Origin of the sequence: Paenibacillus sp. RRE4, from assembly GCF_031844205.1 — a bacterium.
GTDB classification, from domain to species: Bacteria; Bacillota; Bacilli; order Paenibacillales; family Paenibacillaceae; genus Paenibacillus; species Paenibacillus xylanexedens_B.
Window position 1 is genome coordinate 63,544 of record NZ_JAUZUT010000009.1, and the last position, 23,435, is coordinate 86,978.

Annotated in this window: 23 protein-coding genes and 1 other annotated feature; of the genes, 9 read left to right on the forward strand and 14 right to left on the reverse strand. The window is 43.9% G+C overall.

All coding sequences use genetic code 11. The features are described 5' to 3' along the window. Window positions 1-28: 28 nt before the first annotated feature. Entirely contained in the window at window positions 29-244 is a 216-nt protein-coding gene (locus Q9R46_RS24590; RefSeq protein ID WP_090919614.1) for an alpha/beta-type small acid-soluble spore protein, read from the reverse strand. A 119-nt stretch (window positions 245-363) separates the two neighbouring features. Here Q9R46_RS24590 and Q9R46_RS24595 point away from each other — a divergent pair, with 119 nt between their 5' ends. Continuing rightward, the gene (locus Q9R46_RS24595) at window positions 364-561 is read left to right on the forward strand and encodes a hypothetical protein (RefSeq protein WP_090919617.1); all 198 of its coding nucleotides are present in this window, start codon (window positions 364-366) and stop codon (window positions 559-561) included. A gap of 135 nt (window positions 562-696) precedes the next feature. On the opposite strand, the gene trpS is transcribed toward Q9R46_RS24595, so the two are convergent. Continuing rightward, window positions 697-1,689, reverse strand: coding sequence for a tryptophan--tRNA ligase (gene trpS / locus Q9R46_RS24600; RefSeq protein WP_311282137.1), 993 nt, complete (start codon window positions 1,687-1,689; stop codon window positions 697-699). Window positions 1,690-2,006: 317 nt separating this feature from the next. Further along, window positions 2,007-2,275, reverse strand: a binding site (T-box leader). A 247-nt stretch (window positions 2,276-2,522) separates the two neighbouring features. Between trpS and Q9R46_RS24605 the strand changes: the two genes are divergently transcribed. Beyond that, window positions 2,523-3,500 carry an aldose 1-epimerase gene (locus Q9R46_RS24605; protein ID WP_311282138.1) on the forward strand — a complete coding sequence of 326 codons (978 nt, stop codon included), beginning with the start codon at window positions 2,523-2,525 and terminating at the stop codon, window positions 3,498-3,500. A gap of 204 nt (window positions 3,501-3,704) precedes the next feature. Beyond that, complete coding sequence (locus tag Q9R46_RS24610) at window positions 3,705-3,938, forward strand: alpha/beta-type small acid-soluble spore protein (protein WP_145336288.1); 234 nt, start codon at window positions 3,705-3,707, stop codon at window positions 3,936-3,938. Between the two features lie 126 nt (window positions 3,939-4,064). Here the strand turns inward: Q9R46_RS24610 and Q9R46_RS24615 are convergent, their stop codons facing one another. Next, window positions 4,065-4,469: an O-methyltransferase gene (locus tag Q9R46_RS24615; protein ID WP_311282173.1), complete on the reverse strand. Its 405-nt coding sequence runs from the start codon at window positions 4,467-4,469 to the stop codon at window positions 4,065-4,067. 294 nt (window positions 4,470-4,763) lie between these two features. Next, window positions 4,764-6,563: a M3 family oligoendopeptidase gene (locus Q9R46_RS24620; RefSeq protein ID WP_311282139.1), complete on the reverse strand. Its 1,800-nt coding sequence runs from the start codon at window positions 6,561-6,563 to the stop codon at window positions 4,764-4,766. A 119-nt stretch (window positions 6,564-6,682) separates the two neighbouring features. On the opposite strand from Q9R46_RS24620, the gene Q9R46_RS24625 reads away from it, so the two are divergent. Together Q9R46_RS24625 and Q9R46_RS24630 are read left to right on the forward strand one after the other, a co-directional pair. Then, window positions 6,683-6,853, forward strand: a complete 171-nt coding sequence (locus Q9R46_RS24625) for a YycC family protein (RefSeq protein ID WP_311282140.1) — start codon at window positions 6,683-6,685, stop codon at window positions 6,851-6,853. Continuing rightward, entirely contained in the window at window positions 6,850-7,080 is a 231-nt protein-coding gene (locus Q9R46_RS24630; protein WP_090919639.1) for a hypothetical protein, read from the forward strand. The genes Q9R46_RS24625 and Q9R46_RS24630 overlap by 4 nt, the downstream gene beginning before the upstream one ends. A gap of 17 nt (window positions 7,081-7,097) precedes the next feature. On the opposite strand, the gene Q9R46_RS24635 is transcribed toward Q9R46_RS24630, so the two are convergent. Both Q9R46_RS24635 and Q9R46_RS24640 read right to left on the reverse strand, forming a co-directional pair. Further along, window positions 7,098-7,829 carry a DUF2225 domain-containing protein gene (locus Q9R46_RS24635; protein WP_145336350.1) on the reverse strand — a complete coding sequence of 244 codons (732 nt, stop codon included), beginning with the start codon at window positions 7,827-7,829 and terminating at the stop codon, window positions 7,098-7,100. Window positions 7,830-7,871: 42 nt separating this feature from the next. Beyond that, window positions 7,872-8,249 carry a globin domain-containing protein gene (locus Q9R46_RS24640; RefSeq protein WP_090919642.1) on the reverse strand — a complete coding sequence of 126 codons (378 nt, stop codon included), beginning with the start codon at window positions 8,247-8,249 and terminating at the stop codon, window positions 7,872-7,874. A 556-nt stretch (window positions 8,250-8,805) separates the two neighbouring features. Between Q9R46_RS24640 and ylbJ the strand changes: the two genes are divergently transcribed. Further along, on the forward strand, window positions 8,806-10,047 hold the full coding sequence (gene ylbJ / locus Q9R46_RS24645; RefSeq protein WP_311282141.1) for a sporulation integral membrane protein YlbJ: 1,242 nt from the start codon (window positions 8,806-8,808) through the stop codon (window positions 10,045-10,047). 102 nt (window positions 10,048-10,149) lie between these two features. Further along, window positions 10,150-10,953 (forward strand): NAD kinase, encoded by an 804-nt coding sequence (locus tag Q9R46_RS24650; RefSeq protein ID WP_145336276.1) that lies wholly within the window; start codon window positions 10,150-10,152, stop codon window positions 10,951-10,953. A 59-nt stretch (window positions 10,954-11,012) separates the two neighbouring features. On the opposite strand, the gene Q9R46_RS24655 is transcribed toward Q9R46_RS24650, so the two are convergent. Continuing rightward, window positions 11,013-11,435, reverse strand: coding sequence for a YutD family protein (locus Q9R46_RS24655; RefSeq protein ID WP_311282142.1), 423 nt, complete (start codon window positions 11,433-11,435; stop codon window positions 11,013-11,015). A gap of 14 nt (window positions 11,436-11,449) precedes the next feature. Further along, window positions 11,450-12,349 carry a lipoyl synthase gene (lipA, locus tag Q9R46_RS24660; protein ID WP_311282143.1) on the reverse strand — a complete coding sequence of 300 codons (900 nt, stop codon included), beginning with the start codon at window positions 12,347-12,349 and terminating at the stop codon, window positions 11,450-11,452. Window positions 12,350-12,615: 266 nt separating this feature from the next. Between lipA and Q9R46_RS24665 the strand changes: the two genes are divergently transcribed. Then, the gene (locus Q9R46_RS24665) at window positions 12,616-13,623 is read left to right on the forward strand and encodes a M23 family metallopeptidase (RefSeq protein ID WP_397386418.1); all 1,008 of its coding nucleotides are present in this window, start codon (window positions 12,616-12,618) and stop codon (window positions 13,621-13,623) included. A gap of 147 nt (window positions 13,624-13,770) precedes the next feature. On the opposite strand, the gene yunB is transcribed toward Q9R46_RS24665, so the two are convergent. From yunB to zwf, 3 genes are all read right to left on the reverse strand, one after another. Next, window positions 13,771-14,760, reverse strand: coding sequence for a sporulation protein YunB (gene yunB, locus Q9R46_RS24670; RefSeq protein ID WP_311282145.1), 990 nt, complete (start codon window positions 14,758-14,760; stop codon window positions 13,771-13,773). A gap of 255 nt (window positions 14,761-15,015) precedes the next feature. Continuing rightward, window positions 15,016-15,909 (reverse strand): phosphogluconate dehydrogenase (NAD(+)-dependent, decarboxylating), encoded by an 894-nt coding sequence (gene gnd / locus Q9R46_RS24675; protein WP_090919660.1) that lies wholly within the window; start codon window positions 15,907-15,909, stop codon window positions 15,016-15,018. 371 nt (window positions 15,910-16,280) lie between these two features. Beyond that, the gene (gene zwf, locus Q9R46_RS24680; protein ID WP_311282146.1) at window positions 16,281-17,735 is read right to left on the reverse strand and encodes a glucose-6-phosphate dehydrogenase; all 1,455 of its coding nucleotides are present in this window, start codon (window positions 17,733-17,735) and stop codon (window positions 16,281-16,283) included. 424 nt (window positions 17,736-18,159) lie between these two features. On the opposite strand from zwf, the gene Q9R46_RS24685 reads away from it, so the two are divergent. After that, the gene (locus tag Q9R46_RS24685) at window positions 18,160-18,480 is read left to right on the forward strand and encodes a winged helix-turn-helix transcriptional regulator (RefSeq protein ID WP_311282147.1); all 321 of its coding nucleotides are present in this window, start codon (window positions 18,160-18,162) and stop codon (window positions 18,478-18,480) included. Between the two features lie 380 nt (window positions 18,481-18,860). Here Q9R46_RS24685 and Q9R46_RS24690 read toward each other — a convergent pair whose 3' ends face one another. From Q9R46_RS24690 to Q9R46_RS24700, 3 genes are all read right to left on the reverse strand, one after another. Then, window positions 18,861-19,442, reverse strand: a complete 582-nt coding sequence (locus Q9R46_RS24690) for a hypothetical protein (RefSeq protein WP_311282148.1) — start codon at window positions 19,440-19,442, stop codon at window positions 18,861-18,863. A gap of 765 nt (window positions 19,443-20,207) precedes the next feature. After that, window positions 20,208-20,888, reverse strand: a complete 681-nt coding sequence (locus Q9R46_RS24695; protein WP_311282149.1) for an ABC transporter ATP-binding protein — start codon at window positions 20,886-20,888, stop codon at window positions 20,208-20,210. A 22-nt stretch (window positions 20,889-20,910) separates the two neighbouring features. Continuing rightward, window positions 20,911-23,406 (reverse strand): ABC transporter permease, encoded by a 2,496-nt coding sequence (locus Q9R46_RS24700; RefSeq protein WP_311282150.1) that lies wholly within the window; start codon window positions 23,404-23,406, stop codon window positions 20,911-20,913. Between the last annotated feature and the right edge of the window lie 29 nt (window positions 23,407-23,435).

Consider the following 23,435-nt stretch of genomic DNA (forward strand, 5'->3'; position numbering starts at 1 on the left):
CCGGGCTTTTACTGCTTTGGTATATAAATTATTTGCCAGACAGAGACTGCTCAGCGATTTGTACCAGACGTTTGGTGATATATCCACCCAAAGATCCAGTCTCACGGGAAGTGTAGTTACCATAGTATCCGTCTTGCGGGATAGTTACACCCAGTTCTTGCGCAGCCTCCATTTTCAATTGTTGCAGAGCTGCTGTCGCTTGAGGCACCACCAAGTTGTTAGAAGAGCGAGATCCTTGAGCCATATTTAAAATCTCCTTTCAATCTGTGTCTGTAATGTATTGCAAGCTTGCAAGATTATTATGGCTCGCACGCTTCAGGTTATACGAAAATTCAATAAATTTGTACATGGAGGTTTTTCCCAATGAGCAAAGGCTTATCCTTATGGTTTGCATTTTCTTCGATAGTTTTGTTAACGGTTACAGCAATCACGATTTCTTACAACGGCTGGCTTGCAGCCCTGCTGTTTGTTCTATCCATGGCTAATATCGTTTGGGGATTTATCATCCGGGCGAAAAAAGAACGTCAGGAAGCCCGCTCGGCTTCCGAATCAGCTTCATAAGCTATCGCTATCATATGAAGTTAATAAGTCAAAAAAAAGGAGGCGGATGGATTCATCCGTCTCCTCTTCTATGTTCACATGATTAACCGTTCATGTCTTTATGCTAAATTGACTTTGCTGAACCTGTATTCCCAATTACAGCTTACGTCTAGGAACGAAACCCATCCGCTCTTTCACCGCATCCAGCGTCTTCGCAGCATCTTCTTCAGCACGACGTGCCGAAGTCTCTAATACATCTGCAAGCTCACCAGACTCACGAATTTCGTTGTATCTTGCTTGTAACGGTTCGATAACAGACACAACGACTTCGGCGAGTTCCTTTTTGAATGGGCCGTACATTTTGCCTTCGTAGCGCTCCGCCACCTCATTCAGTGTCATACCCGCACATTCCGCATAGATGCTCATCAAATTGCTCACCTCTGGCTTATTCGCCGGATCATAGACAACTTCACGACCGGAATCCGTCGTAGCACGGCTAATTTTTTTGCGAATGACGTCCGGGGGATCTAACAGGGCGATATAACTTCCTGCATTGGGATTACTTTTGCTCATTTTTGAGGAAGCATCATCCAGTGACATGACACGCGCACCGACCTGTGGAATATAAGGTTCAGGAATGGTGAAATATTCTCCGTAACGATGGTTAAAGCGCCCTGCCAGATCACGAGTCAGCTCCAGATGCTGCTTCTGATCTTCTCCAACAGGCACGAGATCTGCGTTATATAGCAAAATATCTGCAGCCATCAGGGATGGATAAACGAACAGTCCTGCGCCGACAGAATCTTTGCCGGAAGATTTGTCTTTAAACTGGGTCATACGCTCCAGCTCACCCATTGAGGTGAGCGTTGTCATCAACCATCCGAGCTCTGCGTGCTGTGGTACGTGAGATTGCAGGAATACGTTTGATTTACTCGGATCAATTCCTGCCGCGATGAACAATGCGGCCACAGCCTCGGACTGTTCACGCAGTGCCGCTGGCTCCTGTGCCACTGTAATAGCATGCAGATCTACAACCATAAAATTACATTTGTAGTCATGTTGTAATTTCACAAAATTTTTAATCGCGCCAATGTAATTACCCAGTGTAAGCTTACCGCTCGGCTGAATGCCTGATAATACGGTTTTCATATCCCAATACGCCTCCCTGATTCACGTAGATTCTAAATAAGTTGAACTAAAGATTTTACACAACCCACTTCGATGACAGAATAACCTTCCAATCGCTGTTATCCCCAGATTTTTTTGATTCCTTATTCCAAAATGAAAAATCCGGTGATAAAGGCGAACGCTTCGCTTTTTCAGGTTTTTTCTATCCTCTCCGTTATCGTGTAAATGAATCGTCCAACTTAACTAGAAATTAGAATTCAAAACTTTGAACTTCTTGACTTTCAACGCTTGGACACGAGCATGTTCGCTCGCTGCGAACGCAAAAAAGCCCCACATCCGCAAGGGACGTGAGACCGTGGTGCCACCCTTATTCGCTCTCTACTCCTGTACCCCTCAATATGCAAGGATATAGCAGGAAGAAAAAGCCTTCATTGTTCCGTAACGTGGAATAACCGGCATAACCTACTGAGATCTCTCTGCATGAGCTCGATCTGTTCAGCCATACACTCAAGGGTCCATTCAAAAAAGAGTTCACACCAGTTCACATCAACCACTGGCTTTCTGAAGAGAATACTCCTTGCCTACTTGTCCCCGTCATCGCTTTGATATCATTCAGTTCATAAAAACCTGTTAGAACTCCATCTTAATGCGCATAAGCCTGAATGTCAAAATGAAATGAGTTTTTTTTCGCGAAGCTTAAAAATCTGTTATGATGGTATTGCTTATCCTGTGAAGGCTATGAAGCTGATTGCAGGATGTCTCAAAAGTTGGAATGATCACAATGACACGCCTGCAGCAGTTCAGCAAGCACGACTGCACGCAGACAGATTTTAAGTGGGAAAAGGAGCATCGATATGAAACAAGTGACCAAAGGTCAATGGAATGGTTACGACACGTATATCCTACATAGCCGTGAATTGGAAATCACCCTGCTGCCTCGTCTGGGAAATAACATCATCTCGATTCGCGATTTGGTGCAGAATCGGGATATCGTTCGTCGCCCGGACGAAAACGATCTGGCTTTCTATTTACAGAAGCCCTATCATTTTGGAGTCCCGTTGCTCATACCACCAGGACGTATTCACCAGGGACAATTCGAGTATGAAGGTGTACGTTATCAGTTCGATCAGAATACGGCAAATGGCAACCATATTCACGGTCTCCATCGTAGCCAGTCCTGGTGTGTCAGTGATATTGAAGAAGATGAAGACGGCTGTGCAATCACAACCGAATTATTAACCGAAAACGAAAAGCATTGGATGGAACAGTTCCCCATTCCACTGAAACTTGAAATGACATTCAGCTTGAAAAATGCCGTACTGACCCAGAGACTGCGTGTCACCAATTTGAGTTCAACGCCTGCTCCCTTTGGGATGGGATATCATACATGGTTTTTGTTAGACGGTAAGCCTGCTGACTGGACATTGCAGCTACCTGTTTCCGGATTGTATGCTCAAAATGAAGAACAGCTGCCTACAGGCGAAATAGAAACGTTGCAAGAAGAATGGTCCTCTATCGGGGAAGGAATCAGCATGCAGGGACGAGACTGGGATACGTTGCTGCGTGCGGCGGAAGGTCAACCTGCGGTGGCTCATTTGCGGAGAAAAGATGGATATACACTGAAATATTCAGTGGATGAAGCTTATTTTAAACACTGGGTTTTGTATACCAAAGGGGAATCCGATCAATTCTTGTGTATTGAACCTTACACCTGGTTGCCGGATGCGCCGAATCTGCCACTGACTGAGGATGTAACCGGACTGATTCGGCTCGAACCAGAGCAACCTGTGGAGTTGCTTAGCCATATTGAGGTTGTTTCACCGATTGACTAAGCAATACTTCTTTTTACAATAGATGAACTACCTCGACTTTTGCTATTCTCGCAATGATTCAAAACAAGCCGATCCGCACTGGATCGGCTTTTTGAGTTAACATGCCTTCGTTTGATTATCCATATATTCCCTTACGCCATATCATGTATATTTCCTCATTCTTGATCCATACTAACATCACTAACCCACAAGGAGGTGAGACATATGTACGGAAGTCAAAACCAAGGTGGCGGAAGCCGCTCTAACAATCTGGTTGTGCCTCAAGCGAACGCAGCATTGCAACAATTGAAAATCGAAGCTGCGCAAGAGCTGGGTGTAACAATTCCTCAAGATGGTTACTACGGTAACTATACTTCCCGTGAGACTGGATCTCTGGGAGGATATATCACAAAACGTCTGGTACAAATCGCTGAGCAGCAATTATCGGGTCGTTCGTAAGCTCGTAATTATTGCTTGAGTGTTGCTGAAAATGAATGGCGGCCTTCTTCGGAAGTGCCGCTTTATTTCTATTTGTACTAAACATGTGTAACAAACTTAACGATATCATTCTCTCGGTTTGCAACATTATGAGCCAGATCCCGTACCCGAATCCAGATATGTATTCGTTCTAGGGTAGCGAATCATCAAGTTCGCCATGTTGTAATTGGATTCCATCGTCGCATCGATCATAATCATGCCTTGTCTGACGGTAAAATCATAGCTAATTTCACCATGTGTCCAATTCCGCTTGAATTTCAGTGTCTCCAATGCCATAGCGCGAAAGGCAGTACGTTGCCCTTGATTAAGTCCCTCACCCTCCATCTCCATCCGTCCATCTTTACCCGTTATCGGATTATGTCGAATTCCAAATTTCCCAATAACGTTATTTCGTATTTGCACAAAAACCACCCCTGAATCTAATCCTGACAGCTCCTGATCAAGCTCTTTAAACACCAGATCTAACTGTCTTGCTAATGAAAGTTGCTCCATTTTCACGTTAACACTCCTCCTATTGTGCTTTTAGTCCTATATTACAAGGACTTACGACTCATTATATGACATCATATACGCTTCCTCAACAAATATAAACAAATTTGGGTAATTATCCCTATAATTTGCGCAATTAATTGCCATTCCCACTCCTTAAAACGAGTTTTTTCATTTATTTACGACAAAAAATACATTCAACTCAAAAAAGAAATTACAAATAAAAGAAGCCATGATAGATGTCTGTCAGACAATCCATTATGGCTCTCTTTTTATTGAAATGAGTTTGCTTCTCTATTATTTTATATTTGACGTCATCTCTAAAAATTGCTCAATATCGGCAATAACTAAATTCGCAGCATTTTGCCAGAAGTCCGGTTGTGTCAGATCTGTACCCAGATGTTTCAGAGCCAGTTCCTCCACAGTCATTCGTCCGGTATCACGCAGCAAATCATCATATTTCCCCGCAAAAGCCGTACCTTCCTGTTGTGCCCTAGCATAGATTCCCGCACTGAACATATACCCGAAGGTATATGGGAAATTATAGAAAGGTACGCCTGTCAGATAGAAATGTAGCTTCGAAGCCCAGAAATGAGGATGATTTGATGCAAGAACGCCGCAGTAAGCCTCTTCTTGAGCCTCTACCATTAATCTGCTCAACTCGTCGGCACTTACCAGGCCCTTCTTACGTTGCTCATAAAAACGATTCTCAAACAGGAAACGGGCATGAATGTTCATAAAGAACGCAACACTACGCTGAATTTTATCTTCAAGCAACGCCAGCTTCTCCTGTTCATCACTTGCAGTTTGCACCAATGCATCGGCAACGATCATCTCTGCGAATGTAGAAGCCGTCTCAGCTACGTTCATCGCGTAACGCTGATTCAATGCCGGCAGCTCTTCCATGATATGCTGGTGGTATCCATGACCAAGTTCATGCGCGAGTGTGGATACATTCGACGCCGTTCCAGAGAAGGTCATAAATATCCGGGTTGCTTTACTCAGCGGCAATGAGGTGCAGAATCCCCCTGGACGTTTACCTGGACGATCTTCGGCTTCAATCCATCGTTTCTCAAAAGCCATCTCTGCAAAGCTCGACAGTTTGGGACTGAACTTGGCAAATTGCTCCACGATTGTCTGAGCTGCCCCGTCATACGTCACTTTACCAACAGACTTGCCTACCGGTGCTTCTACATCGCTCCAGCTCAGCTTATCGACACCCAGCAATTGGGCTTTTCGCTCCAGATACTGTACAAGTACCGGTTTGGCTCCGTTGATGACTTCCCACATCGTATCCAGCGTTTGGCGTGACATCCGGTTGATGGAGAGAGGTTCTTTCAAGATATCATGCCAGCCACGCTTCTCGTACAATTTCAGACGGAAACCCGCGAGATGATTCAACGTGTCTGCGCAGAAATCCTCCACATCTGTCCAGGCCTGCTCCCATGATGCATGTACCTGCTCACGCACTGCACGATCACTGTCACTGAGCTTGTTAGCGGCCTGTCCAGCGGACAGCATAACTGTCTCCCCATCCTGTTCAAACGGGATATTCACTTTACTTACAATTGTATTGTAGAATTTGCCCCAACCATGATAACCATCCACAGCCAGATCCAGAGCAAGCCCCTCCAGCTCCGGTGACAATTTTTCTTTCGCTTGTGTACGACTCTCGTTTAACACAAAGGACAATGGTTGAATTTCAGGACGTTCAAGCCATTCCGCCCATACATCTTCTGGCATCTGGCTAAGCGTATTGTCGAATTTGGATTTACTGCTGTTCAGCATCGCTGCAATGGAACTGACGGTCCCTTGAAGCTGAGCCGCTTTTTTATCTTGCTGATTTTGAGCAGACAGACAGGATACAAAGGCAGATCCTTCAGAGATTCGAACATAACAACTTTGCAACAGTTCAAGAATAGGGTTAAGAACCTCTGTGTTTTTCAATGTTGCTGGAGCCGCCGTTTGATTCAATGTTTCTTGCAACTTTCGCACATCCGCTTCCAGTTCATTCAGATATGCGGCGAATGCTTCGGAAGAAGAACCTCCACTAAAGATGGACTCCAGATCCCATACAGGATGTAATGGCATTTTCATCTAATAAGGCACCTCTTTCTATAGATTCGGGTGAATAGAATTGAATTAAAAACTGGTTTTATACGCAACGTATCTCTATACTAGAGAAATAATGAGCAACTTTTTCAGGAGGTAAGTGTATGAAACCTTTACAAGTATCGGCTGAAACAGCCGTCAAATTAGCAGCATCTCTGGGCGTGCCTCTGGAACATTTAATGCATATGCCTCAACATATTCTCATGCAGAAGATTGCAGAACTGGCCAAGGAAGAGGCCGCTAAACCTTCAGATCAGGAAAATAAATCCGAATGATTCCTTTTGAGAACAGTTGGCCCTACGATGTCATTATGGGGGATATCTATGTACAGCAATGCCCTTTTTGCGGTGCAAACAATGTGTTACTTCCCCTCAAACCCAAGGAACTCATCCGTATCCGTGAAGGAAAAAAGAAATTGCTTGTCTTTCCATGCTGCAATAGCAGCATGACCGTCATTGATACCGATAACGATTACCTGTTGTCCAGTCGTCCTGTTCGGTAAATACGCCTGCAATCAACTTAGAGGGGGCTGCGCTTCGCGGCCTCTTTGTCTGCTTCCAGCATCTCTTGGGGCAGCTCCATTTTTCCTGATATCATCTGTTCACGCAACAACGCCCATTGTTCTCTGGACGCACGAATCATCGCTGCATCCGTAATGCGCTTGTCATGAATGACTCTGCCGAACCATTGAACCGCTTCATGGAACCTTCCTACTCTGCGATTCAGTTCCCCAAGCAGATACAGCAACTTGGCCTCATTACCGCCTGTTCCTTCCCGTTCAAACACCTTGATATAAGCTTCCAGGCTGAATTCGAGAAAACGATGCTCCTGTGCATGATCTTCCATATACCGATATAACCAGGCAATATGATGTAGCAGGCCAGCAACGACACGATCCTTTTCCTGAATAACCTGAGCACATAGCAGACCCAATTTGTACGTAGCAAGTGCCTGCTCCAGATTTCTTGCTCCACTATAATCTCGCTTAACCCAGCGGTTTCCGATCTGCTCAATGAACGCCTTGCGCTGCATCTCGTTCAGATTACCTGAAGAATTTTCGGTAGAGGCGAATCCACACGAAGGACAGATTCGGACAACATAAAAATCTGGATTTTCCTGCTTGTAATAAGCACAAAAATCAGAATCTGTCCGGTAAGGCCGTTTCAAGCTAGGTCTAACTCGTGACGTTTCAAATTCATTCTCGCAATAATGACATGTCACCTTCACCTTATACAGCGGCTCTAATTCCACTTGTTCCATCCCTCTCCCGTAAGGCTTGTCGTAAATCCGGAATTACGGCGTATTCACAAAATGGTGGGCTGGCCCGGATAAACGTTGCAAAATAAACGAATGCAAGGGTTCTTCCACGCCAATTTGTGTTAACGCTTGATTCATACATGCAAGCCATGCCTCTGCTCGCTCTACGGTCACCTCAAAGTGCATATGACGAGCACGCATCATCGGATGCCCGTAAGCCTCAGAGAACAATGCAGGACCACCAAAAAATTGAGACAGGAACATGTATTGCTTGTCCATTACCGGAGTAATATCTTCCGGGAAGAGCGGTGCTAGTTGTTCATTCTGCAATACGATTGGATAAAAAGCCTCCACCAGCGCCCGAACACCTTGTTCACCGCCAAGATTGTCATAAATACTTAAACTGGAATTCATACTTCTGCCCCCCTTCGATATGTCGAATTTTGTAATATAACACATGCTACATGAACATGATAAACAACAGATCAACAAGCTGGCCCTAAAGGCCAACATCTTTATTCTATCAAAAAAAACCAAAAAGTCCTATATCACATGAAAGATCAGATTTGACCAGAGCCTTACGTACCAAGGAGTTCCGGGCCAAAATGACAAAAAAAGCGCCAACCTTCAAGGCTGGCGCATCACATATTCCATTAATAACTTCGCCAATCTTCCTCTTCAGTACGAACCAGCGAGGCACGTATCACATACACAAATGCACAGACCAGGACTCCGGCGACAAGACTCATGATCATCACTCCATCCTTATTGATTCCACCTTTATGACAATTAGGTGACGTTCAGGCGTTTTTACCATTTTAGCATACATTTTTCAAAAACACAGCCACTTATGCAAGCGCTTTCTCATTATTATTTTGTACTGTTTGTCCGATCTTTTTCATATATTTATGGCAAAAGCTCCGTCATGGACTGCGATTCCTGCATCTTAACCCTAAAAGGAGAGAATTTCATGAACGTTCCAAAGCGCATCATGCAAATCCTGATTATCCTTGCTCTCCTTTTCTTTTGTGTTCTGATGGCTTTGTATCCATCCGAAACCTGGCATGCCGGTGTGAGGGGACTATCGATCTGGTGGGATGTTCTATTTCCTTCCCTGTTTCCATTTCTGGTATTATCCGAGTTGCTACTCGGTTTTGGTATTGTGCATTTCCTGGGCACATTGCTTAATCCACTTATGCGGCCGATATTCCGCGTTCCTGGAAGCGGCGGGTTTGTCTTTGCTGTAAGCTGTGCTTCCGGTTACCCTACAGGAGCTAAACTGACCGCACAATTATGGGAACAGAAACTGGTTACAAGAGAGGAAGGTGAGCGTCTGGTTGCTTTCACCACCTCATCTGATCCAATCTTTATGATTGGGGCTGTGTCTGTCGGTTTTTTCCACAATACGTCCATCGCTCCAATTCTTGTAGCCTCCCATTACTCTGCGGCTATTCTTGTAGGCATGCTCATGCGTTTTCATGGTCGTCCCAATGCAATTCTACCGTCCGAATCTCCTTCCGCTCACGAAGAGCATCGCAACCGTTTCCTGAGTGCGATCTATGCGATGCACGAAGCGAGACAAGCCGATGGGCGGACCTTCGGGGAATTGCTTCGGCATGCTATTTCCTCTTCCCTCCGGCTTATTATTATCGTAGGCGGGCTCGTTGTATTCTTCTCCGTCATTATGGAATTATTGGTTCAGACCGGCTGGCTAGGCATACTATATGCTCTAACGGAACAAGGACTTCAACTTGTCGGTTTACCACCATCCCTGTCCCACAGCCTAGTCGGCGGATTATTTGAGGTGACCCTTGGAGCCAAAGAAGCTGGAACTGCATCCACCTCCATTCCTCTTGTCTTTAAAGTTGCCGCCGCTGCATTTGTACTGTCCTGGGGCGGATTATCCGTGCATGCGCAAATTATGAGCGTGTTAAGCAATACGCCAATGCGATACGGGCCTTTTTTACTGGCTCGAGCAATTCATGCGGCAATTGCCCCTCTACTCGTCATTTTGTTATGGCCGCTATTCATGAACACATCGGCCTCACCTGCATTTTTGGAGAACACGCTGAACCCTTCTGCCCTCGAATACACGACCGGATGGAATGTCATTGGAATAACCGGAATAAAGATGTTCGTCGGTATGCTGGCTCTCCTTTTATGTCTTGCCTGGATTCGTTCGTTCCTGTTGCCCAAACATAGCGGAAAATAATGCTTTGTCCAAATAGTTTGCCCAGAAGTTGAATCGGACGTTGTGTTCTGGCGCGGAATTGATTATCATCGGTATTATAATGACCACAAAGGAGCTTTCATCTTGAGATACTATGTTCAAGACCGCGGAGACCAGTTATCGATTGATCTCAGTCAGCAGTTTCATGCGCTGGCGAAGGAAGAAGGATTCAAGCTCGATGCAGAATCGCCGGAGATAGTCATCTCCATCGGAGGCGATGGAACGATGCTTCAAGCTTTTCACAATTTCATCGACCGCATTCCGGATATCGCTTTTGTTGGGGTTCATACGGGCCATCTCGGCTTCTATGCCGATTGGAAGAAGGAAGAATTAAGGGAATTGGTTCGGCTTATGAGCGGTAAGGGTGATTCTGATCTCCTGAAACCTCGTATTGTGAAATATCCACTGCTCGAACTGGAAATTCGTAAAAAGTCCGGCAATGCCTCGTACATCGCCCTGAATGAATTCACGTTAAAAGGGGTAGATGGTACCGTTGTCGCGCAAGTGGACATCAATGACGTTACATTTGAGATGTTCCGGGGGGACGGGATCTGCGTATCCACTCCTTCAGGCAGTACGGCGTATAACAAAGCACTCGGCGGAGCCATGGTGCATCCAACCATTGATGCAATTCAAATTGCCGAAATTGCTTCCATTAACAACCGTGTCTACCGGACGCTCGGTTCACCTGTCATTTTGCCCAAGCATCACCATTGTGACATTTTCTCACGCAAAGATCAGCGTCTGTTGCTAACCATTGATCATGTCAATGTAATGGTGGAGGATTTGATCTCCGTTCGTTGCCAGGTCTCGGAGCAAAAGGTCAGTTTTGCGCGTTTTCGCCCATATCCGTTCTGGAACCGGGTTCGCACTGCCTTTCTTGATTAGGCAACCAACATGTCTGACTAGAAAAACCTTATGTACACGCACCAAAAAAGCGGTCCTTCTCAGGAACCGCTTTTTGCTTTGGCTTGTGGTTGCTCTTTGCACTTCTGAAGTACGAAGTATGCACAACCAAAGTTACAGTACTCGTTAATATAATCCACAAGATAAGAGATGGTTGAATCCTTCGTTGCTTTGGGGTGATTGTCTCGATAAAAGCCTTTGAGTCTAAGCTGGCTATAACCCCAGTCACCAATAATATAGTCGTAACGCTCCAGCACTTCGCTGTACCGGTCACGGAACACTTCAGGGTTCCAACCCTGCTTGTGGTTCTGTACAATTTCATAATTTTTGCCGCCGACTTGCACAATGACGGGTGCCTTAGGCTTTTCCTGTTCCTGTACAGACTCCTGTTCCGTTTCCTGCAACTGTTGCTCGTTATGTTGCTCATTCTCCAGCTGCTTTTCCGTGTTTTTATTCTGTTCCAATCCGGATTCCTCCATCACGCGTGTGTTGCCGCCTGCTCCGTATGCTGATTCGCTGATTTTACCTGTTCGTGGGCATGATAAGAACTGCGTACCATCGGACCGGATTCGACGTGACTGAATCCACGCTTCAATCCTTCTTGTTTCAATGCCGCAAATTCTTCAGGCGGATAATACTTCTCAACAAACAGATGTTTCTCGGATGGCTGTAAATACTGACCAATCGTCATAATGTCACAGTTCACCGCACGAAGATCATCCATCGTTGCTAAAATTTCGTTATATTCTTCACCTACACCGAGCATAATACTCGATTTCGTCGGAATGTTAGGTTGCATTTCTTTGGCACGAGCGAGCAATTCCAGTGAACGTTTATACTTGGCTTTGGCACGCACCTTGTCTGACAACCGTTCAACGGTTTCGATGTTATGGTTCAAAATGTCCGGTTTGGCGTCCATAACGATCTGCAGTGATTCCCGATCACCCATAAAATCCGGAATAAGCACTTCCACACTGCATAATGGCAAGCGCTTGCGTACAGCTTTTACCGTTTCGGCAAAAATGGTTGCTCCCCCATCCTTCAGATCATCCCGGGCCACACTTGTAATGACACAATGTTGCAGATTCATTTGTTCAGCTGCTTCGGCTACACGTTCCGGTTCCTGTAAATCGAGTTCCGTAGGCAAACCGGTATTGACCGCGCAAAATCGGCATGCTCTTGTGCAAATATCGCCCAAAATCATAAACGTCGCTGTTCGATTCGCCCAGCATTCATAAATATTCGGACACCTTGCTTCCTCACATACGGTATGCAATGTTTTGGAACGCATCATGTTTTTAATTTCCTGATAGTTATCTCCGGTTGTCAATTTGATCCGAATCCAGTCCGGTTTCGGTTCTTTAACACGTTTAGCCAATGCATAAACCTTCTTTCTACTGAAGTTAGGCTGTTGCTCGGAACATATTATACCATGAAAGGCTTGGAAAAACCCCCATTTGTCACATCTTGTGCTTACACAACGAAATGGATAAAAACAGAACGTTTGAAGAACGCTAAGATATAGCTTGATTTATCGGGCATAAGTGCATCATCTCAACGGAAAGGGGCTGCTTCCCTGTGCAGCATCAGTGGATACTCCGAAATACGTACAGCTTTTGCCTCAAAACGTTACTCGCAGGCGCGATGCTTCTCCCATTCCTGCCTGCTGATGTTTACGGTGAGTCTGTCCATACAACAATGACCCAAACCCAAGCTGCAGAGCCCAAAGCAACCGACATTTTTGCCGCACGTCGACATCTGTATGAAAGTATTGGCCAGATGACCCAAATTCCATGGTACAGGCTGGCCGCCATTGATCAGTATGAACGAACGATTACGCGAGCACATCCCAAAGATCGCAAACACCCTGATCGTTTGACTGGTATTTTCTTGACCTCTCCTGCTTGGAGAGGCTGGCTGAACCCGGATGAGACAGACCAGCATCCCCAATCGATTCTTTTTTTCAACGGAAAAGGCAGAGACGGTTCAGGAGACGGGATTGCGGACCCGAACAATGATCTCGATGTACTCTACAGCATGGCGTCAATCATGCAACAATACGGAAACAAACAGGAGGACTTTGGCATAGGCCTGTGGGAGTACTATCACAATTCAAGAGCCGTGCAACGAATTCAGCAATTTGCGAAATTATATGAGCATTTTGACAATCTGGATCTATTCAGGCATGCTTTTCCCGTTCCTTTGGGTACCAATTATTCCTATCGTAGCACATGGGGAACCAAACGAAGCTGGGGTGGATACCGTATTCATGAAGGTACTGATATTTTTGCTCCACATGGTCTGCCTGTTCGCAGTACATGTTACGGCATTGTGGAGATTAAAGGTTGGAATCCATTCGGTGGATGGCGGATTGGTATCCGGGATTTGAACAATCATTATCATTATTACGCTCACTTGTCCGGCTTTGATAAAGGGGTTCGGATCGGTGATGTGGTCACTCCAGGTCAGGTTGTAGGCTGGGTTGGCAGCTCTGGCTACGGCAAGCCGGGAACTCAAGGCAAGTTTCCTCCGCATCTTCATTACGGGATTTACCGGGACAGCGGTCTTCATGAATGGTCTTTCGATCCCTATCCGTTACTCAGACACTGGGAACAGGAAGAACGAAGCCTGAGAAACAAGAAGAACAAATAAAAGGTAAACTGCACACGCAACCAAATGGTTAAAAACAGCTGGATTATGTGTCATTAAACATGATTCTGAAAAAAGGGGGAACCTCTGCAATTGACGAGAGGTTCCCCTTTCTCTTTCTACGGTTGAGCTTGATAGCACATGAAAACTTTAATGCCCATTTTGCCCGGACTGGAAACTGCCGTTCAGATCAGGCGGGTCCAGTTCAAGTTCAAGCCCGTTTGACTGTGTATTGCTTCCCGGCGTTTGCTGCGGACTTGGAATCTGTGGCTGATTACCTGGTGTCTCTCCACTATTGTGCGTGCCGTTTCCATTCCCATTAACGTTACCACTGTTCGTACCACTCCCACTTCCACTTCCACTTCCATTTCCATTTCCACTTCCCGTGTGACCGTTGCCGCCGCTAGATACACCTGCTTGCCCTGAAGGCAATGCAATTGCGGGAGCATTACTACCGTTGCTTCCGACAGGCCTACCCTGATTATCGTAATAATACATCGGTACATCACCCACAACGAGTAAATAGGAGATCGGGATCTCGGTATCTACGGTCTCGGGTTCCATGTCAAAAGGCACTACAACGGCAACCTCGGCAATGATGTGGATGTATACCTCGACCAGAATCATGTTAATGCCTGCATTCTGCTGACGGGTGTTCAGGTCAACCTTCACCGCCCCCTGAGGTTCAATACGAACGGGGATGCTTGGGCCAAACGAAGCCATAACCGGGCTACCCAGCGCCTGACCCAACGGTATTTTTTCCTTCAACATATGCACGTTCTGAAGGGTAGACTGCACGACATTCATCGTACTTGCCGTGATGCGCATATGTTCGTTATAGTTCAGCATGAAACCTGAAACCTTGCCCGCCGTATCGGTTTTCCAATCAATCAAACCTTCCGTTGTCTTGCCTTCAGCAACCTGGGCGGTAATTGCTTTATTAATCGCTTCAGTTGCAATCTGCTTCACCCTGATCTTGGCCAAGTGCATAATGGGCGGTTTCATTTTTTTGTCCACGTATGCAAAGCCCTGCATCAAACAAAATATCGCTACGAGCAAAATAATCAGCCACATTTTGCGCTTGCCACTAGGCGGTTTCGGCGGCCGCCGTCTTCGGCTTCGCCATCTCTTTCGCATCATTGGAGCGTCCCTCCCCTGCGGGATGAGCCATAGGCTTATATGTTATCCATATGCGATGTTGTCCCGAAAAAGAAGGACAGCGCCCTGTAATGTAATCCGCGTTGGAGTGGCCTGGTCAGCAAATCCGCAGGATGTGCACATCAGGATACTCCAGGCGCAAAAAAACCTTCCGCCCGTAGCAGATATGCCATCTGCACAGGCGAAAGGTTTACTTTTTACAAATAAGGAATCTTTGGGTTTGTTCCAATGAACAGATTAGTTTTTCTCCACCGCATGTCCGCCGAATTCGTTACGCAATGCTGCAACGACTTTACCCGTGAACGTATCGGTTTCCAGGGAACGGTAACGCATCAGCAAGGACAGGGCGATAACCGGTGTAGCCGTTTGAAGGTCAAATGCCGTTTCAACGGTCCAGCGGCCTTCGCCGGAAGAGTGCATAACCCCTTTGATTTCATCCAGGTTCGCATCTTTGGAGAACGCACGCTCTGTCAATTCCATCAGCCAAGAACGGATCACGGAACCGTTGTTCCATACACGCGCAACTTGTTCGAAGTCGAAGTCAAATCCGCTTTTCTCCAATACGTCGAAGCCTTCACCGATGGAAGCCATCATACCGTACTCGATTCCGTTGTGCACCATTTTGAGGAAGTGACCGCTACCTGCTTTACCCGCATACAGATAACCGTTTTCTACGGAAGTGTCTTTGAAAGCAGGCTCAACGATCGCCCAAGCTTCCGGATCTCCACCGATCATGTAACATGCACCGTTACGCGCACCTTCCATACCGCCTGAAGTTCCTGCATCCATGTAGTGAATGCCTTGTGGTTTCAGCTGTTCGTAACGACGGATGGACTCTTTGTAGTGGGAGTTCCCTGCTTCGATGATGATATCACCTTTGGACAGCAACGGGCTCACTTCAGCCAGTACAGCGTCTACAACGTTGTGAGGAACCATAATCCACAGCACGCGCGGAGATTCCAGGGATTCAACCATTTCTTTGTATGAGGACACGCCTTGAGCGCCGTATTCTTTCATTTCATTAACCGCTTCTGCATTCAGGTCAAAGGCAACCACTTCGTGTTTGTGATCAATCAGGTTTCTGCCCAGGTTCAAGCCCATTTTTCCGAGTCCGATAAGTCCAAGTTTCATGATAAATTCCTCCTGTTTTGCGATTGTTTAGTGTTGAGTCAGGATACAGAACACAGCTCGCTTTCCCCAACAACCGTTCCGGTTACGGATCGTTCTTTCGATCGCTATTGTATTCCAATTTTTATAATTTCCTAGCTGTACGGGTAAAATTGGACTACAAAGGCGAACACTTCGTTTCTACAGAATCGATTCCGTCCCCTCCACTACGTGGTCAATGGTCATGTGTGCTCAAGCCGTGATGCATCTGCCATCTATATATAAAATGTTTGCGGCCTTCTGGCTGAATGAGTCAGAAGGTCTTATGCAAAATTGGAACGGTATAATTTAAAGCAATGAAATATTTAGAAAATAGTTGAGGAATGTTTCCTCTCTTACCACCAACGGAATCCATTCTCCGCAGTCAGGCGATCGGCTGATTCAGGTCCATTCGAACCTGCACTGTACGTATCCAGTGGAATAGTACCTGCCGCAAAGGCTTCCTGAATCGGTTGTACCCACTGCCATGCCAGTTCAACTTCGTTCCAGTGCGCAAAGAAAGTCGAGTCTCCACGCATCGCGTCAAAGATCAAGTTCTCGTACGCTTCAGGAACGTTACGTTCTCCTGAGTTAAAGGTCATATGCATCGGTCCTACCTCTCCGTGTTTCAGTGGGTTCTTCGCATTTAATTGAAGAGAGATACTTTCGCCAGGACCAATTTCAAGCGTCAACAGGTTTGGAGCCATCGTGTTTTCAGACTCATGTCCTGTTTTGAGCGGGGCCTTGAATTCCACGACGATTCGGGTTGATTTCTCAGCCATGCGTTTACCTGTACGGATATAAAATGGAACCTCGTCCCAGAACGGATCATCCAGCCACAGTCTTGCGGCTACGTATGTTTCATTCTGTGAGTTTGCAGGGATACCAGGCTCGTCCAGATAACCCACAACTGCGGAACCTTGAAGCTCGCCTGCACCATATTGGGCACGAACCACTTCAGAAGTCACATTTTCTTTGGTCAAAGGACGCAAAGACTCAGCGATTTTTTTCTTTTTATACTGTATCTCTTGCGGTGTGCAACGTTTTGGCAGATGCAGTGCAATCATCATCAGCAGTTGAAGCATATGGTTCTGGAACATGTCGCGGAGCGCACCACTTTGGTCATAATACGCAGCACGTTCCTCGACGCCTACGGTTTCACTGGCTGTGATCTGTACGTTCGCAATGTAACGGTTAGACCAAAGTGCTTGGATCACCGGGTTGGCATACGTCAGTGTTTCGATGTTCTGCACCATTGGTTTTCCTAGGAAGTGGTCGATCCGATAAATTTCTTCTTCCGCAAAGGTATTGCTCAGCTTCTCATTCAGCTCACGAGCAGATTGCAAATCATGTCCAAATGGTTTTTCGATAATCAGTTTCTTCCAGCCTTTCGTGTTACCCAGACCGCTTTCTTGGATATTCAGTGCGATTGGCTCGAAAAATTCAGGTGCAACCGACATATAGAACATGCGGTTTTCCGGAATATTCAATTCTTGTTCACGCTTTTGCACCAGTTGAAGCAACCGGGTGTAATCTTCAAGCTTATTATTGTTCAGCGAGCAGTAACGGAAAGCTCCGATGAAATCACTTACCTGTGATGCCTCCTCCGGCTTTTGACGGGAGAATTCCTGCAGTGACTTTTCTACATTCGCCTGAAAGTCTGCATCCGACAGTTCACGACGGCCCAAACCGATGACGGAGAATGCCTTCGGCATTTTCTGATCTACGTACAGATTGTATAATGCAGGGTAAATTTTACGTTTGGCTAAATCGCCTGTTGCCCCGAACAGGACAAATGTCATTGCATCCATTGGAGTGCCTCCTATGATCTGTGCAGTATAGTATATGATGTTGCAAAATGGTCAAATCCAAGCATGACAAAAGACGGAATAAGTGGGCACCTCGCCCGCCTTGCCTCCGTTTATTACCATTGCCTCAATCCAACCATGGGAACATTCCTTCTCTCCACAACCTTAATCAAATTGATCAGGTTATAAATTGTAACCTTTAGAATTAACGTTACCCATATTACACCTGTCGTCACAATTCGTCAACATTCGTGTCCAACCTGTGAACTCCAGTGTTTACAGGGGTTTTGTTGAATGTTAACGCTTTATGTGGTAAGTTTAATAGCAATTGGATTGTGACATTTTATACATATACCTTGTGGACAAGAAGGTTACAATAAGTATACTAAGTATATTACAAGGGATACTAAACCAAAGGAGTACAGTTATGAACGATGATGAGAATGCCAAACAAATGTGCTCAAAAGTGGAACAATCTTATCAGATCATTGGCCGAAAATGGGTAGCTCTAATTATCCATGCATTGATGGAAGAACCCAAACGCTTCAGTGAAATTCATGCTTATATTCCCGATTTGAGCAAACGTGTATTGAATGAGCGTATGAAAGAATTGGAAGAAGAGGGACTGGTCGTGCGGCATGTCGTTACTGAACGTCCCGTTCGGACTGAATATATGTTGTCCCGCAAAGGAAGCGAATTGGGGCGCGCGTTAAGCGCTGTCGAGAAATGGGCGGAAAAGTGGTTATGAGCTTTGAGTAATGATTATTAAAGTAGGATATCCAAAAAAGATACCTTAGCTCGTGATCCAAGCTAGGGTATCTTACTTAACTTACTTTTTTAACTTATCCTTTATAGGATACAAAGTGTTCATGATTTCATTCCTTTAGCGACGGATTTGCTTAAGCAATTGAGACCGTTTTTCCACTGCATCTTTTTCAATAGCTCTATTAGTTCACTTGAGGTTCTTTTGGGAATTTCAATTTTTTCCTCATTTTGCCCCCCCCCCCCTAACCGACCCGCCAATTAATTTACCCGTTGATTTAGCAGCGAATGTCCCCAGTTCGTTTAAAATCACATATCAAACGACTCCCTCTGTTAATTATGTAAACGTCAGATCTCACAATTTTCTTACTTCGTCTTTTTTTTAGTTGTTGCATCAACATCTAAAACACCCAACTCTTTCTTCAATGTCACCATTCCTGTCACTGCATCAAGGAGATTATCTTGAGCAAGTGCAGTATCCGTATTCATTTCTTCGATGTCTTCCAGTTCACCCTTGGAGTAAAAGTTACTGAGTCTCCACATCGCATTAGATTTGAAGGTATAAGAATGCTCAAAATCTTCTTGAATGCCCTTTAAGTCACTTTCTCGTTCTGTGGTTAGCCCTCTTGGAATATCAATATCTTTAATCTGATTTGCCGCCACTCTATACTGTCTTTCAGCTTCCTCGATCAGCTCCAAATTAGGAATGGCTTCTATCGAAAAATTTTTCAATTCTTCGGCTACTTCCTTTCCCAATTCCGATAGACCCTTATCAATTTCATTAACTTGCTTTTCAAATTTAAGGACAATTTGACCTTGTTCTTCAACAGAGCCTTCGCTAAAATGTTGAACAACACTATTGCAACCTCTAACAATGAGAATGACCAAGAAAATCAACACGACAATAAAAATAGTTCCCCATGTACTACTCGACTTTTGTTTACTCATCTGAATTTCCCCCATATTGAATGAATGATAGTGTAATTATTACACGTGAGATTCTACATATTTCCATTGGTCATAATTCCAGTATTTTTCTCATCTTGCTATCACTCCTCATGTTGTTAATACTTTCAATTGATACCGCTATCTATTATGTCGGCAGTTTAGTAGGTCAAATTTACTATATAGATAATAATTAGTGACGGTATTTCAAAATAAACCTCAGTCTTCTGCCTGAACTGATGGACACACCTAATGAGGTGATTCCTGATTTTAGTACAAAACCTGTCACTGATGAGGATTTTAATTTGGTCATTAAGGGAGGCAATAATTCAGAACTCAGATTTGGAGACTCGAAAAAATCCATTGATTCACAATTTGGATTTGTATTGGGTGAAAGCACCATATCCGATGTTATAAGCCGATATGGATCAGCAGGAGTAAGAGGAAATGGGATCATCGATTATTACTATAAAAAGCTGAACGAGCTACTTATCAGGAAATTTCCATCTATGGTCGGATATCAAATATGGAAGATGTATGTATGATCGCGTTTCTGGTTGACGATAAAACACAGGTGGTCTTTGATATTATCGTAAAATCATCACTAAAAGATGCATTTTAGCTTATTTCCAGAACATAAATGATTAAATTCTCGTTACTAAGGTACTTAGAATTTTGTGGAGAGAAAAAAGACTGGGAATTGGGCACGATAATAACTGCGCAATGTCCAGTCTTTTATGAACTGAAGAATAGTAACTTTAGATCTGCTTATGCTTCTTTCTGCAGAACTCCATCTTTCAAGCGAATGATGCGACTTCCATATGCGGTTGCTTCTTGAGAATGTGTCACTTGTATAATTGTTTTGCCATGTTCCTTATTGATTTTTCTGAACAGCTCCATAATTTCCATACCCGTTGTGCTATCCAGATTACCTATTGGCTCGTCTGCTAGAATGAGTTCAGGTTCATTGATTAATGCTCGTGCAATGGCCACTCTTTGCTGCTGTCCACCGGACAACTCCCTTGGTGTATGTTTTCTTCTTTCCGACAAGCCGACAATATCGATAATATCATGCAATTTATCACGATAGCTGCTTTTAGGCTTTCCATCCAAAAGCATAGGCAGCATAATATTTTCCTCCACACTCAAATTCGGAATTAAATTATAAAATTGGAATACAAACCCTATATCACGCCTTCTCATAATACTTTCGTCCTTGTCTTTCATCACGGAAATTTCTTTACCGAGTATCTGGATCTTACCTGCACTCGGTTTGTCTAAACCGCCTATTAAATATAATAATGTGCTTTTTCCAGAACCCGATGAGCCCATAATACTAATAAATTCGCCCTTATTAATTTGGAGGTTCACGTTTTTCAAAATTTCTGCCGAAAAATTGCCCATTTGATAGCTTTTAGACAAATTTGTAGTTTCAACAATAATACTCATTGCACTCTCTCCTTTTGATATTCTATTCGTATTTAATTACATGAATAATATTTAACTTAGATGATTTAATCATTGGACTAATGGAAGCCACAATCGCGATGCAAATGGAAGCCAGGAAATATAACCATACTTGGTTAAGCGGATAGAAAATATATACCGGTGGAATGTATACCGCTTTATAAATATAAGGAAGCAGCCAAATAAGTAAATACCCACCCAAACATCCAAACACACCACCAATGAAGCCAAGCGTTATTGATTCAATACATATCATTTTAACCGTCTGAACTTTGCTCATTCCGATGGAACGAAGCATAGCTAGACTTCGTCTTCTCTGGATCAGATTGATTACGAGATTATTAAATACACCAACAATGCCTATCAACATGGAGAGTAATGCAAAACCTTTTAATATACTAAATATCTGCTCGTTGCTTTTGACGTTTTCCTGTTGCCAATCTTTCACCGTTATAATCTGAGGTCTGTCAGAGAAAAACTGCCGTTCCAATTTTTTTGCAACCGTACTTGGGTTTTGATTTGTTTTAATATACATATTAGAAAACATGCTCTTGCCCAAATCCTGTTTCATATACTTCTCAGAAATTAATGCATAATTGCCTGTATACATCAGAGTGTTAAAGCTACCTTGAACTTTGTATTCTTTATTCCCCTTAGGAAACGCCAGCGTAATTGTATCTCCATCTTTAACACCAAGTCTTTCTTTTACCTGCACAGCAAGCAGAATATTACGCTCGTTATCTAGGCTTCTCAATTGCTCCTTAGCATCACCAGCCACATCTACTTTCCAAAAATCAAGATGCCTCTTCGTATCCACACTGTCTATGGCAAGAATATCTCCTTTTTTATCAATCACTTTTACATTTTTTGCTTCATAGTTCGCATATACGTCCTTTACTCCTTCGACTTTCTGAATATTATCTACAAGCTGTTGATCCGCTCCCGAAGCGGTCATTTTAATATCAAAGGTAGAACTTTCTGAATATAAATTTGTAGTTGCTGTCAATACGCTGTTACTTGCTGTATTGACAAACATAATCGAAGTGATACCAATCGCAATTAACGATATAGTATTCATCATATTGCTATTTCCTCGGATGTTCCTCAACGCAAGCGATCCTATATTACCGAAGATAAGTGTATATAGTTTCTCAAGAATTGCGGCAACAAGTTCAGTCAAGAAAGGAATCACTAGTGTTAATGAAACACCTGCTAAAATAACGCTAATACCTATAACTACTACTGCTAATTGACCAGTAACCATTGGCGCAAATATCACAATTAATGCAATAAAGAAAAGACCTATAATAAATTTCTTTGTTTTCCCTAAATCCCTTATCTCTGTAAGGTTCAAAATCACTTCTTTAAGTGGAACTTTTGAAGTTTTGAAAATAGGCATGATTGAGCTTCCCAGGCACAATAGAATGGCAAATAGTAAGGAAGCAATTATATGTAAAGGTGAGAACAGAGACATTATTGGGGACTGCTCAATATAACTCGGAACCGTCATGGAAGTGATGTATTTAAGGATGACAACACCTAGGGTGGTACCCAATACCGCACCAATCAAACCATAAAATAAACTCTCTGCAATAAGTAATAAATGAATGACCTTCTTTGTAGCTCCTATACTTCTAAAAGTTCCTACAATCGGGAGCCGCTCAATCGTCAGCACCTTAAAGCATGTATAAATGATGAATATGCTCATAAAAGTAACTACAACAACCATAACCATAAGAGCGGTACTTAGAACGCTCGTTTGGCTTTTAATATCTTCTGGAGATACTGGATCTTTCACTATCTGGTCTTTATATATATCTGACAGCGCCGTAATGGCTGCAGGCTTATCAGTAACGTCCGCAAGTTTGATATTCACTTGATTAACTAAACCTTTGGTCTGGTATATTTGACTAAGCAATCCTTTGGGTACGATTGCAGAATAGAACTGAGACTCATCCATAAAATAACCCATTGGATTCGAAATTCCATATATATTTAAGGATTGCTTCTTGCCGTTAATCTCCAATGCAATAGCATCACCCATGGTAAGATTAAATTGATCAGCTACTCTCTGACTTACAATGATCTGATTTCCTTCGAAGAGCTTGGCATTTTGTTTTTCTACGAATGTGATTGGATTCAATTTTTCAAGTTCGCCCTCCTCCAATCCGTGTAGGTTAAACCAATTTATGCTACTACTCTCAGTTATATATAATGCCGGGCTCTGTATTTCACTAATTATATAGGCCGTGCTTTTGCTCAAATTCTTAGCCTGATCTGCTGAGAAAAACGGTTCAGTATTTTCTCCGCTTTTAATTATAATATCTGCATTCCCCTGTGCATTTTCCAGCTTCTGTGTATACACATGGGTTAACGCATTCGAAATTGTAATAGAGGAAAAAAATAGCGCAGTAGCAATCAAAATTGAAAATATAATTAGGCAGGTGCGAAATTTTCTTTCAGCAATGCTTTTGATAATACTTCTAGCAATAATATTCATAATTCACTCTCCACAGCCAGTTTACTTTC

Coding starts and splice junctions, on each gene's coding strand:
- Q9R46_RS24590 (WP_090919614.1), bottom strand. CDS start 244: ATGGCTCAAGGATCTCGCTCTTCTAACAACTTGGTGGTGCCTCAAGCG.
- Q9R46_RS24595 (WP_090919617.1), top strand. CDS start 364: ATGAGCAAAGGCTTATCCTTATGGTTTGCATTTTCTTCGATAGTTTTG.
- trpS (WP_311282137.1), bottom strand. CDS start 1,689: ATGAAAACCGTATTATCAGGCATTCAGCCGAGCGGTAAGCTTACACTG.
- Q9R46_RS24605 (WP_311282138.1), top strand. CDS start 2,523: ATGAAACAAGTGACCAAAGGTCAATGGAATGGTTACGACACGTATATC.
- Q9R46_RS24610 (WP_145336288.1), top strand. CDS start 3,705: ATGTACGGAAGTCAAAACCAAGGTGGCGGAAGCCGCTCTAACAATCTG.
- Q9R46_RS24615 (WP_311282173.1), bottom strand. CDS start 4,469: ATGGAGCAACTTTCATTAGCAAGACAGTTAGATCTGGTGTTTAAAGAG.
- Q9R46_RS24620 (WP_311282139.1), bottom strand. CDS start 6,563: ATGAAAATGCCATTACATCCTGTATGGGATCTGGAGTCCATCTTTAGT.
- Q9R46_RS24625 (WP_311282140.1), top strand. CDS start 6,683: ATGAAACCTTTACAAGTATCGGCTGAAACAGCCGTCAAATTAGCAGCA.
- Q9R46_RS24630 (WP_090919639.1), top strand. CDS start 6,850: ATGATTCCTTTTGAGAACAGTTGGCCCTACGATGTCATTATGGGGGAT.
- Q9R46_RS24640 (WP_090919642.1), bottom strand. CDS start 8,249: ATGAATTCCAGTTTAAGTATTTATGACAATCTTGGCGGTGAACAAGGT.
- ylbJ (WP_311282141.1), top strand. CDS start 8,806: ATGAACGTTCCAAAGCGCATCATGCAAATCCTGATTATCCTTGCTCTC.
- Q9R46_RS24665 (WP_397386418.1), top strand. CDS start 12,616: ATGCTTCTCCCATTCCTGCCTGCTGATGTTTACGGTGAGTCTGTCCAT.
- yunB (WP_311282145.1), bottom strand. CDS start 14,760: ATGATGCGAAAGAGATGGCGAAGCCGAAGACGGCGGCCGCCGAAACCG.
- gnd (WP_090919660.1), bottom strand. CDS start 15,909: ATGAAACTTGGACTTATCGGACTCGGAAAAATGGGCTTGAACCTGGGC.
- zwf (WP_311282146.1), bottom strand. CDS start 17,735: ATGGATGCAATGACATTTGTCCTGTTCGGGGCAACAGGCGATTTAGCC.
- Q9R46_RS24685 (WP_311282147.1), top strand. CDS start 18,160: ATGAACGATGATGAGAATGCCAAACAAATGTGCTCAAAAGTGGAACAA.
- Q9R46_RS24690 (WP_311282148.1), bottom strand. CDS start 19,442: ATGAGTAAACAAAAGTCGAGTAGTACATGGGGAACTATTTTTATTGTC.
- Q9R46_RS24695 (WP_311282149.1), bottom strand. CDS start 20,888: ATGAGTATTATTGTTGAAACTACAAATTTGTCTAAAAGCTATCAAATG.
- Q9R46_RS24700 (WP_311282150.1), bottom strand. CDS start 23,406: ATGAATATTATTGCTAGAAGTATTATCAAAAGCATTGCTGAAAGAAAA.